At 65.2% G+C, this 12,565-nt stretch carries 12 protein-coding genes and 1 pseudogene; 6 read left to right on the top strand and 7 right to left on the bottom strand.

Annotated features, from left to right (window positions below; translation table 11 throughout):
- Nucleotides 1–48: 48 nt before the first annotated feature.
- The 7 genes from ACX80X_RS10020 to ACX80X_RS09990 all read right to left on the bottom strand — a co-directional run bounded on the left by ACX80X_RS10020 (nucleotide 49) and on the right by ACX80X_RS09990 (nucleotide 7,094).
- Nucleotides 49–267, bottom strand: a complete 219-nt coding sequence (locus ACX80X_RS10020) for an NF038396 family protein (protein ID WP_252598432.1) — start codon at nucleotides 265–267, stop codon at nucleotides 49–51.
- Between the two features lies 1 nt (nucleotide 268).
- Nucleotides 269–853 carry a dihydrofolate reductase gene (locus ACX80X_RS10015; protein WP_252598430.1) on the bottom strand — a complete coding sequence of 195 codons (585 nt, stop codon included), beginning with the start codon at nucleotides 851–853 and terminating at the stop codon, nucleotides 269–271.
- On the bottom strand, nucleotides 850–1,653 hold the full coding sequence (locus tag ACX80X_RS10010) for a thymidylate synthase (RefSeq protein WP_252598429.1): 804 nt from the start codon (nucleotides 1,651–1,653) through the stop codon (nucleotides 850–852). The genes ACX80X_RS10015 and ACX80X_RS10010 overlap by 4 nt, the downstream gene beginning before the upstream one ends.
- Before the next feature lie 169 nt (nucleotides 1,654–1,822).
- Nucleotides 1,823–2,791, bottom strand: a complete 969-nt coding sequence (locus tag ACX80X_RS10005; protein ID WP_252598428.1) for an NUDIX hydrolase — start codon at nucleotides 2,789–2,791, stop codon at nucleotides 1,823–1,825.
- A 10-nt stretch (nucleotides 2,792–2,801) separates the two neighbouring features.
- A complete protein-coding gene (locus ACX80X_RS10000) occupies nucleotides 2,802–5,051 on the bottom strand; it encodes an RNA degradosome polyphosphate kinase (RefSeq protein WP_252608559.1) in 2,250 nt (749 codons plus the stop codon).
- 148 nt (nucleotides 5,052–5,199) lie between these two features.
- Nucleotides 5,200–6,171 (bottom strand): mycothiol synthase, encoded by a 972-nt coding sequence (mshD, locus tag ACX80X_RS09995; protein WP_252598425.1) that lies wholly within the window; start codon nucleotides 6,169–6,171, stop codon nucleotides 5,200–5,202.
- A gap of 224 nt (nucleotides 6,172–6,395) precedes the next feature.
- A complete protein-coding gene (locus tag ACX80X_RS09990) occupies nucleotides 6,396–7,094 on the bottom strand; it encodes a winged helix-turn-helix transcriptional regulator (RefSeq protein WP_056344481.1) in 699 nt (232 codons plus the stop codon).
- A gap of 348 nt (nucleotides 7,095–7,442) precedes the next feature.
- Between ACX80X_RS09990 and ACX80X_RS09985 the strand changes: the two genes are divergently transcribed.
- The 6 genes and pseudogenes from ACX80X_RS09985 to ACX80X_RS09960 form a co-directional block, all read left to right on the top strand.
- Nucleotides 7,443–8,210 (top strand): permease, encoded by a 768-nt coding sequence (locus tag ACX80X_RS09985; protein WP_252598661.1) that lies wholly within the window; start codon nucleotides 7,443–7,445, stop codon nucleotides 8,208–8,210.
- A gap of 170 nt (nucleotides 8,211–8,380) precedes the next feature.
- The gene (locus tag ACX80X_RS09980; protein WP_056344475.1) at nucleotides 8,381–8,995 is read left to right on the top strand and encodes a nitrobindin family protein; all 615 of its coding nucleotides are present in this window, start codon (nucleotides 8,381–8,383) and stop codon (nucleotides 8,993–8,995) included.
- A 74-nt stretch (nucleotides 8,996–9,069) separates the two neighbouring features.
- Entirely contained in the window at nucleotides 9,070–9,792 is a 723-nt protein-coding gene (locus ACX80X_RS09975; protein ID WP_141141233.1) for a flavodoxin family protein, read from the top strand.
- Between the two features lie 96 nt (nucleotides 9,793–9,888).
- A complete protein-coding gene (ygfZ, locus tag ACX80X_RS09970; RefSeq protein WP_459311890.1) occupies nucleotides 9,889–10,974 on the top strand; it encodes a CAF17-like 4Fe-4S cluster assembly/insertion protein YgfZ in 1,086 nt (361 codons plus the stop codon).
- Nucleotides 10,971–11,408, top strand: coding sequence for an ankyrin repeat domain-containing protein (locus tag ACX80X_RS09965; protein WP_252598422.1), 438 nt, complete (start codon nucleotides 10,971–10,973; stop codon nucleotides 11,406–11,408). The genes ygfZ and ACX80X_RS09965 overlap by 4 nt, the downstream gene beginning before the upstream one ends.
- A gap of 28 nt (nucleotides 11,409–11,436) precedes the next feature.
- Nucleotides 11,437–12,539: pseudogene (locus tag ACX80X_RS09960) on the top strand (MFS transporter); the annotation flags it as partial.
- Between the last annotated feature and the right edge of the window lie 26 nt (nucleotides 12,540–12,565).

The raw sequence follows: 12,565 nt of genomic DNA, 5'->3' as shown, positions 1-12,565 counted from the left end.
GTCACCCGCGCGGGGATGCGTACGAGCGGCGTGCGGGGGAAACAGGCGTCAGCTGCGGTTGGTTTCCTCCAGCACCGCGGCTTTGCGGAGTCGCAACGCGTAGAAGGCGCCGAAGGCAAACACCTGCGTCACCACCACCAGCACGATGGCGCCGGGGATCTTGTTGCCGCCCAGGATCATGGTCAGGCCAACGATCGCAGACAGCAGCGCGAGCAGCGGCAGCAGCATGTAGCCCAGCACAAACAGTGTTTCCGGTTTTTTCAACATCTCAGCCCTGCGTCCTAATCCATTTGGTAAACCTGTAGCGCGTTCCGTTGGCCGCCGTCAGCCACCCGTCTGGCGGGACGGACGCCGCCGCCTCCCAGGTCTCATCGAGCTCGGGGGCGAACGTGTCGCCGTCCGCCTCCACGTCGATGGTGGTGACCACCGCGACGTTGGCGAGTTCGGTGGACTGGCGGAAGACTTCCCCGCCGCCCAGGATCCAGACGGTCCCGCCGCCGTCGACGAACTGCGACTCAAGGAGGGCATCATCCAGGGAGGGGACCACGACGGCGCCCTCCGCCTCGGGCGATTCGCCCCAGTTTTTCTGCCGGGTGATCACAATGTTCGTCCGGCCGGGCAGGGGACGGTACTTGTCCGCGAAGGACAGCCACGTCTTGCGCCCCATGATCACGGGGTGCCCCATGGTGAGCCGGTTGAAGTGCTTCAGATCCTCAGGGAGGTGCCAGGGCATGTCGCCGTCCTTGCCGATCACGCCGCCGGACGTCTGCGCCCACACAAGGCCGACGCCGGTCACGGAACCGGCGAGTTCCTGCGTGAAGTCCTGGGGGTCTGCTGCGTTCTCGGTGCTCATACGGCGATCGGGGCTTTGATCGTGGGGTGGTGCTGGTAGCCCACCACTTCGAAGTCCTCGAGCGTGTAGTCGAAGATCGAGGCCGGCTTCCGGGTGATCCTCAGCTGCGGGTATTCATAGGGTTCCCGGTCCAGCTGCTTCAGGACCTGGTCCATGTGGTTCTCGTAGATGTGGACGTCGCCGCCTGTCCATACAAACTCGCCAGGCTCCAGCCCCACCTGCTGCGCAATCATGCACGTGAGCAGGGCGTAGGAGGCGATGTTGAAGGGCACGCCCAGGAACATGTCCGCCGAGCGCTGGTACAGCTGGCAGGACAGTTTGCCGTCGGCCACGTAGAACTGGAAGAACGCGTGGCACGGGGGCAGTGCCATGTCCTTGAGCTCGGAGACGTTCCAGGCAGACACGATGTGCCGGCGCGAGTCCGGGTTGGTCCTGAGGTTCCCCACCAGCTCGGCGATCTGGTCAACATGGCCGCCGTCAGGGGTGGGCCAGCTGCGCCACTGGACGCCGTAGACGGGACCCAGTTCGCCTTCCGCGTCGGCCCACTCGTTCCAGATGCTCACGCCCTGGTCCTGCATCCATTTGACGTTCGATTCACCGCGCAGGAACCACAGCAGCTCCACTGCCACGGACTTGAAATGCACGCGTTTGGTGGTGATCAGCGGGAAGCTCCGGCCAAGGTCAAAGCGCAGTTGACGGCCGAAAACGCTGGTGGTTCCGGTGCCCGTGCGGTCGGATTTGTGCGTGCCATGGGCCAGGACATCGCGCAGGAGGTCTTCATAAGGCGTCGGGATGCTCACGGCTAAAGTCTACCGGGCGAAGCCCCGCCGACCCCGCAAGGGTCCCGCGGCCGGCCCCAGCGTTGGCCGCCGGCCGCGCATCGGATCAGCCCTTCCTCAGTTTGCCGCGGACCAGATCGAGCAGCAGTTCATCGGTGAGCCGGGCGGCGCGGCCGGGCGTGCCGAAAACTCAGTCGTCGAAGGGCTTGAACTGCTCCACTGCCACGATGCGGCGCCTGTTGTCGATGGCCACGTGGCACACCACCAGCTCACCGGGGGACAGGTAAGGGTCGGCGTCCGGCAGGAGCGCGCGCACGCGGCCAGGCATGTGCTTGGCCAGCTGGCCCAGGATGGTGGGCAGTGCGGGACGGTGCGTGCAGACGGCGACGGGCCGTGCCTTCTCCAGGAGCGACTCAATGGCGGCAGCGGTTTTTTTGGGGGTCCGGGCGTGCCGGTGTTCCGTCAGCGATTCCACCAGTTTGACCTTGGCCCCTGTTGCCCTCAGGTATGGCGCCACGGTTGACACGCAGCGCCGCCAGGGACTCGTCACCACGCGCGGCGGCTTCCAGGCCTGCAGCAGCCGGCTGACGGCCTGCGCCTGCCTGATTCCCGTCGCGGCCAGGGGCCGTTCGCCCTCGGCTTTGGACCAGGACGAGCGGGGCTTGGCCTTTGCATGCCGCACCACAATCAGCGGCCATGTGTTGAGGTCACCCCGGCCATGGGCTGCCCGCAGGTACTCCAAGGGAACGACGTCGGTCGGATTGGACAGCAGCCCCGCGGCCGTTTCAGGGGCGCACCACACCACGCGGTCCACCTCCTTGCCGTCGGGAACGAGGCGGGCCCCGTTGACGTGGACCGCCCAATAGTGGACCACCTTCAGTCCAGTCGCCACCCGGTAGTGGATCGGCGGCAGCGGAATGCCCAGGGGCGCATCAAGTCCGATCTCCTCGTGCACCTCACGGGCCGCGCATTCGGGAAGGGTCTCACCGGCGTCGATCTTGCCCTTGGGCCAGGACCAGTCGTCATACCGCGGACGATGGATCAGCAGGACTTCGAGACCTTCGGAGTTGATACGCCAAGGCAGTGCCCCGGCTGCGACGACGGCGATTGCCTCGCCGGGATGTTCTGTTTGGTCTGCTACGAGGATGTCGCCCGCCAACGCCGTAGCCCTACCGACGGCTCAGGCTGCGCTGGCGGGTGCGCGAGGCCAGCAGCCAGGACTGGATGTCGTCGAGGTGGCTGCCGTCGTCGGCAATGTGGTGCCGGTTCCACAGGCCCTGGTTATCCAGATGCCAGCTGGCTGTCTCCGGATCCATGTAGCGGCGCAGCAGGTTAAGGACGTAGCTGATGTCGTCGGGATTGGACAGCTGGACCAGGGCCTCGACCCTGCGGTCCAGGTTCCGGTGCATCATGTCCGCCGAGCCGATGTAAACCACAGGATCGCCGCCGTTGGCAAAGGCGAACACCCGGGAGTGTTCCAGGAATCGGCCCAGCACGGAGCGCACCGTGATGTTGTCGCTGAGGCCCGGAACGCCGGGACGCAGCGAGCAGATGCCGCGCACAACGACGTCAACCATCACGCCGGCCTGGGACGCGCGGTAAAGGGAGTCGATGATGGCTTCATCCACCATGGAGTTGACCTTGATCTGCACCCTTGCGGCCAGCCCGGCCCTGGCGTTGCGGATCTCGGTCTCGATGCGGTCGATCAGCCCGGAGCGGACGGAGCGCGGAGCCACCAGGAGCCGCTTGAACGTTGACTTCGGAGCATAGCCGGAGAGCTGGTTGAACAGTTTGGAAAGGTCCTCGCCTACCTGGTCATTGGCGGTCAGCAGGCCAAGGTCCTCGTAGTAGCGGGCCGTGCGGGGATGGTAGTTGCCGGTGCCGATGTGGCAGTAGCGGCGCAGCCCGTCCACTTCCTGGCGGACCACCAGCGACAGCTTGCAGTGGGTTTTCAGGCCCACGATGCCGTAGACCACATGCACGCCCGCCTGTTCCAGCTTGCGGGCCCAGGAGATGTTGGCCTGCTCGTCGAACCGGGCCTTGATCTCCACGAGGGCCAGCACCTGCTTGCCGGCCTCTGCGGCATCGATCAGGGCGTCAACGATGGGGGAGTCGCCCGAGGTCCGGTACAGGGTCTGCTTGATGGCCTGGACCTTGGGGTCCGCGGCCGCCTGTTCCAGGAACGCCTGCACGGAGGTGGAGAAGGAGTCGTACGGGTGGTGGAGCAGGATGTCGCGGCGGCGCATGGCCGAGAAAACGTTGGCGGCCTTGGACGTCTCGGACTCGTTGAGGAATCGGGACGTGTGCGGCATGTGCTTGGGGTAATGAAGGTCGGCACGGTCAATTCCGGCAATGACGGACAGGCCGCGGAGGTCCAACGGAGCCGGGAGCGAGTACACCTCGGACTCTTCCACTCCGAGCTCACGGATGAGCAGGGCCCGGATGTTCGGGTTGATGTCGTGGGTGACTTCGAGGCGGACGGGAGGGCCGAACCGGCGGCGCAGCAGTTCCTTCTCCAGCGCCTGCAGGAGGTTCTCGGCGTCGTCCTCTTCCACTTCGAGGTCCTCGTTGCGCGTGACGCGGAAGATGTGGTGTTCCAGGACTTCCATGCCGGCGAAGAGCTTGTCCAGGTGGACGGCGATGACTTCCTCAAGCGCGATGAAACGCGCCACGCGTCCCGCCACGGCCCCGGCCCGCGGACCGTCGATGGAGATCAGGCGGGGAAGCTGGTCCGGAACCTTGAGGCGGGCGAACAGTTCCTTGTCGCTCACGGGGTTGCGGACCACGACGGCCAGGTTGAGGGAGAGCCCCGAAATGTAGGGGAACGGGTGTGCCGGGTCCACGGCCAGCGGCGTCAGGATCGGGAAGACCTTTTCGGCGAACATGGCACTGAGCTGCTGCTTGGCGGCGTCATCCAGTTCGTCCCAGTGCATCAGGTGGATGTGCTCATAGGCCAGGGCGGGGCGGATCTGTTCGGCGTAGACCTGGGCATGGCGCTGTTGGAGGCGGTGGGCTTCGTCGCCGATCTTCTCCAGTACCTCCACAGGGCTGAGGCCGGCAGGGGAGGGCACGGCGAGGTTGGTGGCGATGCGCCGCTTCAGGCCGGCCACCCGGACCATAAAGAACTCGTCCAGGTTGGACGCGAAGATGGACAGGAAAGCCACGCGTTCCAGGAGGTGGAGCGAGGGATCTTCGGCGAGTTCCAGGACGCGGGAGTTGAAAGCCAGCCAGCTGAGCTCGCGGTCCAGGAAACGGTCAGGCCGGATGTCCCCTTCGGGCACAAGGTTGGGCGCAAACTCGGGGATGTCGATCCGGTCCTGCGTTGCACGCGAGGCAGGGACTTCGGATGAGCCGAAGCGCGCGCGCACCGGCACTGAAGCGCCCTCGGACGTGACTGTTCCGGCGGGTTCCGGTTTCATGGTCTCTCCTCTTACCTGGCGCTTGATGCTGGCCCTCGGCCGGCGCGGTTCTTTACCAACCTTACAATCAATCAGCGTCCACAAGCCCTAGATTTCGGGCCATCCGAAGTCGTTAGTCACACGAGAGGGATAACTCACCCGGGCGGCACTAAACAGAGGCCAGCGGTCCGTACATCACGTCCATATCCCAGCGTGTGAAGCCCAGGCCCCGGTAAAGGGAAACGGCAGCGGTGTTGTCGGCATCCGTGTAGAGCATGACGGCGTGAAGCCCCAGGCCCTGCAGATGCCTGATGCCAGCCACAGTGAGTGCTTTTCCCAGGCCCATACCCTGCGCGGCCGGTGTGACGCCCACCGCGTAGACCTCGCCGATCGCAGGGTGGGCGCCGTGGCGCGGATGCACCTTGGTCCAGTGGAATCCCAGCAACCGGTCCTCGGCGTCCACGGCCAACAGGAAGCCGGCGGGATCAAACCAGTCCTCGGCCATGCGGGCATCCAGGTCCGCGCGGGACATCGAGCCCTGCTCGGGGTGGTGGGCAAATGCGGCGCGGTTCGCAGCCAGCCAGCGGTCCTCGTCCCTGCCCGGCGCAAAGGCGCGGAGCGTGACGCCATCCGGCAGGCCGACGTCGGGCAGTTCTGCCGTGGCGGTGGTCAGCCTCATCTTCCAGAGTTCGCGCACCGGACCGTAGCCGTAGCGGGCGGCGAGGTCCGCGGCTGCCTCGTGGTTGCCGTGGGACCAAGCCTTCAGCCCATCCAGGCCTCGCCCGGACTGAAGTGCGCCGACAAGCCTGTCCGCCACGCCCTGGTTGCGGTAGCTGGGGTGGACGGCAATTTCCAGCACTCCGCTGCCGTCCGGCTCCTCCACAACAACGGCAAACCCGGCCAGGTCCTGGCCGGAGGAGGGATCGGAGTCCTCGTCCGGCGCGTAGAGCGCCAGGGTCAGGAGGGAATGCTCTGCAGAGTCCCCGGCGCGGAGCGTCACCACCGTTTGCTCGGAAAGCGAGGGGTTGCCGTCAGACTCCTCGGCAGCTGCGAGGAGCGCCACGCAGTCCTTCAGCAGCTGTTCTTCCAGACCGCCGTGGATAATAAGGACGGGCCATTTTTCCGGGTGCGCAGGACTCATGAGGCTAGGCTATACGCCCCGGCCGGACGGCGCTCCGATTTGATGGCCCCGGGGCAGGCACGTATAGTCGATATCTCACCCGCCGGTAACGGTGGGAAACGAGGGGGATCCACCAGTGGGGTGGCCTCGATACGTTCGACCCGTATGTCCTCCACAAATACAGCATCACTACGACAGCAACAGCCCCGGACCAGCGGTCCGGGGCTGTTGCTGTCTGAACGGTGTCAGGCTTCCGTCAGTTCGTCTTCCTGCTGCCGCACCAGGGTCAGGCGATAGCCGACGTTCCGGACCGTGCTGATCAGGTTTTCGTGGTCTGCACCGAGTTTGGCACGCAGCCGCCGGACGTGGACATCCACGGTGCGCGTGCCGCCGTAGTAGTCATAGCCCCACACCTCGGTGAGCAGTTGCTGGCGGGTGAAGACGCGGCCGGGGTGCTGGGCCAGGTATTTGAGGAGCTCGAATTCCTTGAACGTCAGGTTCAGCGGGGCGCCGTTGACACGGGCAGTGTAGCTCGCTTCATCGATGACCACGCCTGCCGCCCGGATCTCCGTGGGGGCGTCATCCTTGTCCGGAACTGCCCGCGCCACGGAGAGCCTGATGCGGGCTTCCACTTCGGCGGGACCGGCTGAATCGAGCACGATGTCATCCACGGCCCAGGCCGAAGAAACAGCGGCCATGCCGCCCTCGGTCAGGATCAGGACCAGGGGTGCGCTCAGACCTGTGGCCTTGAGCAGCTGGGTGAGGGAGCGGGCGCCCACCAGGTCCTTGCGGGCGTCGAGGAGCACAATGTCGCAGGGATCGGTCTCCAGCAGGGCTGTGGGTTCCGCGGCGAGGATGTGCACGCGGTGGTTCAGCAATTCCAGGGCAGGCAGAATGTCTACCGAAGAACCGGTGCTGTTCGTCAATAGCAGGATGTGCGACATTGTTCCTCCAAGGGGCGTCCGCGCATCTTCGGGCGACTGAACCGGGTTTTCACCGGCCGGTACTATCTCACTGCAGCGGACTTGGCCGACTAAGTATCTATCCGGCCGGCATCCGTAGCAGGAAGCGTAGCTGAACTCTGAGTATACCCACCGGCCTGCACGACAGCACGGATTCCGCCCCCTCAAACCTTCGTTTTGCGACATATCCGGGTCACATAAGGCAGGATTGAACCGTCGGGCAGAACGCCCTGACACCGAAGGCCGAGCCGCCGGGTCCACAGCCAGAATGGGATGCCACGAATTGAGTGCAGAGTCGAAGCCGAAGCGAACTGGCCGGCCGGGTTTCCGATGACCGCCGACGTGCAGGCCCCGGCAAAGTCACTGGACTCGTGGGTCATCGGTGTTGTCGGAGTGGCGGGACTCGTAGCGATCATCGCCGGCGTCTACATCTCACGTGAGGTACTCATCGGCGTCGCTGTGGCGATCGCTGTGGCAGTAGGCATCGGCTGGCCCCATTTCCTGCGCATCCCCGCGAAAAAGACCCTTGCAGCCGTCATTGCGCTGCCGGGCGTCGGATCGGCGCTCGCTGCCGGTTTTGTCCCCGCCCCGGGTTTCCTGGACTGGACGCCGGCGTTCATGGCGTTGGGAATGATGGCTGTGTTTGTGGTGCAGCTCATCCGAGGCACGGGCCAGGCCCAACGGCTTGAGTCCACGCTGGGCTGCTGCGCCGGGGTACTCCTCTCGTGCCTGGGGGCAGGCTGGATTGCCGGCGCGCGCTTCAACGGCGTGCGGGAGATGCTCCTGGTGGCAGCCATCAGCGCTGCCGTGGCTCTGCTGGCCGGCCTGATCCGCTGGCCGGACAGCATCGTGGCCCCCCTCGGCATTGTGATGGCAGGACTTGCCGGGCCGCTCGCCGGACTGGTCTTTTCCGATATTGCTGTTCTGCCGGCGGCGATCTTCGGTGTTGTGGTGGGCGCCGTGCTGGTCAGCTTCCGCCGACTCGTAACACTCCGCGGCGGTCCGCTGAATCCTTTGGCTGCGGTTAGCATGGGCCTTGCGCCGGTTTCGGCCGTGGGCTCCCTGGCTTACTTCATAGACAAACTACTCATCTACTAACCGGTTAGGATGGCATCATGTCCGTACTTGCATTTGAAATCTTCTTCCTCGTCCTGCTCGGCATCGCCAGCCTGTCCATGGCCTGGTTCGCCGGCTTTGTGGTTTACCGCCTCTTCAAAGGCCAGAAGTAAACCCGTTCAACGAGCTAGCATTTTCCTGAGGTAATTGCCGTGCCGATAGAAATTCCTACAGACCTGACACCGGAACTTGTTCCGCTTTCCTGGCTCATTGGTGAGTGGGAAGGCAGCGGCCGGCTCGGCAGCGGGGACGAGGACTCGGAGCACTTCCTCCAGCATGTCTCCTTCACGCACAACGGCCTGCCGTATCTTCAGTACCGCGCGGAGAGCTGGTTAACCGACGACGACGGCACGCGCCTGCGGCCGCTGACGGTTGAGACCGGTTTTTGGGCGCTGGAGCGCAAACAGCTTGATGCCGACGGCGGACCGGGCCTGATTCCGGCCGATATTGTTCCCGCTCTCAAGAGCGCCGATGAAGTCGAAGCGCTCCGCAATAAAGACGGCGGGTTCGATATCTCGGTGTCCATCTCACATCCCGGCGGGATCTCCGAGCTCTACTACGGGCAGATCAAGGGCCCTCAGATCCAGCTGACCACCGATATGGTGATGCGCGGAAGCCATTCCAAGGACTACAGCGCGGCCACCCGGATCTTCGGACTGGTGGACGGCAACCTGCTCTGGCGCTGGGACGTGGCCACCGGCGGAACATCGCAGCCCGGCAAGGGCCTCGAAGCGCACGCCTCTGCCTTCCTGAAAAAGGTTTCCTGACGCCCTGCCGTGTCACCGGTCATCGGTAGACTTGGCATCCTGGGCTTCACCCACGAGTGAATCAAGGGAGCATCATGGCTACACAGAAGGACTCCACGGATTACAGCGACCTGAAGGCTGTGTTCTTCAACGGCACTCTGAAACGGTCGCCCGAGACCAGCAACACCGAGGGCCTGATCAATGTCAGCCGCCTCATCATGGAGAAACAGGGCGTGAGCACCCGCGTGATCAGGACTGTCGATCACGACATCGCGAGCGGTGTTTACCCGGACATGACCGAGCACGGCTGGCCGTCCGATGAGTGGCCGGAACTGTACCCTGCTGTTGAGGAGGCCGACATTGTGGTGGTGGCCGGTCCCATCTGGCTGGGCGACAACTCCTCCCAGACCAAGAAGCTGATCGAACGGCTTTACGCGCATTCGGGGGAACTCAACCACAAGGGCCAATGGGTGTTTTACCCCAAAGTTGGCGGGTGCCTGATCACCGGCAACGAGGACGGCATCAAGCACTGTTCCATGAACGTGCTGTACAGCCTGCAGCACATCGGCTTCACCATCCCACCCCAGGCCGACGCCGGCTGGATCGGCCCGGTTGGCCCCGGCCCGAGCTATCTTGACGAAGGCTCCGGCGGCCCCGAATCCGACTTCACCAACCGCAACACCACGTTTATGACATGGAACCTGCTGCATTTCGCCCGGATGCTTAAGGACGCCGGCGGGATTCCCGCCTACGGCAATCTTCCTGAAGAATGGAAAGCCGGAACACGCTTCGACTTCGAAAACCCGGAATACCGCTAACGCCGCGGCGCGGTGGTTGACCCACCGGTGGTCGAGCCTGTCAGGACCCGCTGCCCGAGACCGGAATACCCACCGACCTAAGGACGTTCCCCCAGTATGACTACTCCCAGCCCCCTACTGTCGCGCCCCGGCGCCGTCGAGGCCACCGGCGCGGACACCGGCGTCGCATCCCACTACGGTGAGCCGCTGCGTGAGCAGCGCGCCCTCGCGGCCGGTACCGCCGTCGTCGACCTCTCCCACCGCGGCGTGGTGACGGTCAGCGGTCCGGACCGGCTGACCTGGCTGAACACCCTGTCTTCCCAGCAGGTCACAGGCCTGCAGCCGGACGAGTCAAGTGAGTTGCTGCTGTTGAGTATCCAAGGCCGGATCGAGTTTGACGCCCGTGTAGTGGACGACGGCGGGACCACCTGGCTGATTGTTGAAGCCGCCGAGGCTGCACCGCTGGCTGAGTGGCTGAACAAAATGAAGTTCATGCTGCGCGTCGAGGTCACCGACGTCTCCGCCGACTGGGCAGTTCTCGGGTCCACCAAGACTGTGGAGGAATGGTCCGCACTGCTGGCCTGGCGGGATCCGTGGCCGCACGTCGGCGCCGGCGGCTACTCCTACGCTGTGGTTCCGGAGGAAGGGCACCCAGGGCTGGAGCGGCCCTGGATCGAGTACCTCGTCCCGGCCGCAGCACTTGAGGACACTTTGGCAGACCGCCCGCTCGCCGGCGTAATGGCGGCCGAAGCCCTCCGCATCGCTGCGTGGCGCCCCAGGCTGGGCGCCGAAACCGACGACAAAACCATTCCGCACGAACTGGACCTCCTCCGCACCGCCGTGCACCTGTCCAAGGGCTGCTACAAAGGCCAGGAGACCATCGCCCGCGTGCACAACCTGGGCCATCCGCCGCGGCGCCTGGTGTTCCTCCAGTTGGACGGATCGCAGCACACCATGCCCGCGCCCGGCAGCCAGGTCATGCTCGGCGAACGGAAGGTCGGAACAGTGACCTCCGTTGCGCAGCACTACGAAATGGGCCCGGTGGCGTTGGCCGTCATCAAACGGTCCGTCGCACCGGACGAAATGCTGACCGTGCTGGACGGCGACGAGCCTTACATCGCTGCCCAGGAAGTAATTGTTGCTCCCGACGCCGGCCAGGTAGTGGGACGCCAGACTGGATTCCTGAGGGGGACCCGCTCATGACCGAGAACACCGCACCCGACGCCGCTACGCCCGGCGCCGCCAAACCCGAGGCCACGACCGACGACGAAGCGGTGGCGTTGGCGCACCGGCTCTTCCAGGCTGCCCGGGAGGGGGACACCGGTCTGCTGCGGAGTTATCTCGAGGCCGGAGCGCCCGCCACCATGACCAACACCGCGGGCGATTCGCTTCTGATGCTGGCCGCATACCACGGCCACGCTGAGACGGTACAGCTGATCCTGGAGCACGGCGGAGAGGCCAACACGGCCAACGACCGCGGCCAGACCCCCTTGGCCGGTGCAGCATTCAAGGGGTACACGGACGTGTCCCGCGTGTTGCTCGACGCCGGAGCAGATCCCGACGCCGGCAGCCCCTCCGCCCGGGCTGCCGCGCAGATGTTCGCCCGTACCGACATCCTCGATCTGTTGGGCAACTGAGGCTTGGAAAATGTAGCGCGGCCTTGGCACTGGCCGGCTCGGCGACCGCTTCGGACCCAAGAAGCTCTACCTCTCCGGCCTCGTGGTCTTCACGCTCGCCTCCCTCTGGTGCGGGCTGGCCGGTGACGTCCAGACGCTGATCACGGCCCGGATCTTCCAGGGCCTGGGCGCCGCCATCATGACGCCGCAGACCATGGCGGTGATCACCAGGATCTTCCCGCCGGACCGAAGGGGCGCCGCCATGGGCCTGTGGGGCGCCACCGCGGGCCTGGCAACGCTGGGGGGACCAATCCTGGGCAGCCTGATCGTGGACAGCCTCGGCTGGGAATGGATCTTCTTCATCAACGTGCCGGTCGGCATCGTTGGATTTATCCTCGCCTGGCGGTTCGTCCCCACCCTCAGCACGGACCCCCATAAGTTCGACATCCCGGGCGTGCTGCTCAGCGCCGCCGGGCTGTTCCTCCTGGTGTTCGGCATCCAGGAAGGCGAGACGTACAACTGGGGGACCATCGTTGGCCCCGTCAGCGTCTGGGGTCTCATCATCTCCGGCCTGCTGGTCCTTGGGGCGTTCATACTCTGGCAGCGCTTCAACAAGGGCGAGCCGCTCCTGCCGCTGGGCCTGTTCCGGGACCGCAATTTCTCCTTGGCAAACATCGGCATCACCACCGTTGGCTTCACCTGATGCACCCGGATACCCCCATCCTGCTCTTTCTCCTGCCCAGTGCTGTCCTGGGGTTCGCGAATGCCGGCATCTGGGCGCCCCTGAGCTCCACGGCCACGCGCAATCTGCCCCCGCGTCAGGCCGGGGCAGGTTCCGGGGTCTACAACACCACCCGTCAGATCGGCGCGGTACTGGGCAGCGCGGCCCTCGCCGTGCTCATCCAGGCGCGCCTGGCCGCGGAGCTTCCCGCGCAAGGTTCCGGGTCCGGCGGAATGGAATTCTCCGGACTGTTGCCTGAGGCGCTCCATGAGGGATTCTCGACGGCGATGGGACAGTCCATCCTGCTTCCTGCCGGTGTGATCCTGGTGGGCGCAGCCGTGGCACTGTTCTTCGCCAAGCCCAAGGTAGCAGCGGGCTGGGGCGGTCAGCCGGCGGCTCCGGCCGTAGAGGGTGCCACCCGGGCGTCCTAGGCGGCGTCCCAAAAGTAGGCAGCCGT

The organism is Pseudarthrobacter sp. MDT3-1 (assembly GCF_054510755.1).
This window is presented reverse-complemented; position numbering and strand designations above follow the sequence as displayed.

Bases quoted from the DNA above. Each gene is read 5' to 3' on its own strand.
- mshD (WP_252598425.1), bottom strand. From the start codon at position 6,171: ATGAGTCCTGCGCACCCGGAAAAATGGCCCGTCCTTATTATCCACGGC.
- ygfZ (WP_459311890.1), top strand. From the start codon at position 9,889: ATGACTACTCCCAGCCCCCTACTGTCGCGCCCCGGCGCCGTCGAGGCC.
- ACX80X_RS09990 (WP_056344481.1), bottom strand. From the start codon at position 7,094: ATGTCGCACATCCTGCTATTGACGAACAGCACCGGTTCTTCGGTAGAC.
- ACX80X_RS09975 (WP_141141233.1), top strand. From the start codon at position 9,070: ATGGCTACACAGAAGGACTCCACGGATTACAGCGACCTGAAGGCTGTG.
- ACX80X_RS10020 (WP_252598432.1), bottom strand. From the start codon at position 267: ATGTTGAAAAAACCGGAAACACTGTTTGTGCTGGGCTACATGCTGCTG.
- ACX80X_RS09965 (WP_252598422.1), top strand. From the start codon at position 10,971: ATGACCGAGAACACCGCACCCGACGCCGCTACGCCCGGCGCCGCCAAA.
- ACX80X_RS10015 (WP_252598430.1), bottom strand. From the start codon at position 853: ATGAGCACCGAGAACGCAGCAGACCCCCAGGACTTCACGCAGGAACTC.
- ACX80X_RS09985 (WP_252598661.1), top strand. From the start codon at position 7,443: ATGACCGCCGACGTGCAGGCCCCGGCAAAGTCACTGGACTCGTGGGTC.
- ACX80X_RS10000 (WP_252608559.1), bottom strand. From the start codon at position 5,051: ATGAAACCGGAACCCGCCGGAACAGTCACGTCCGAGGGCGCTTCAGTG.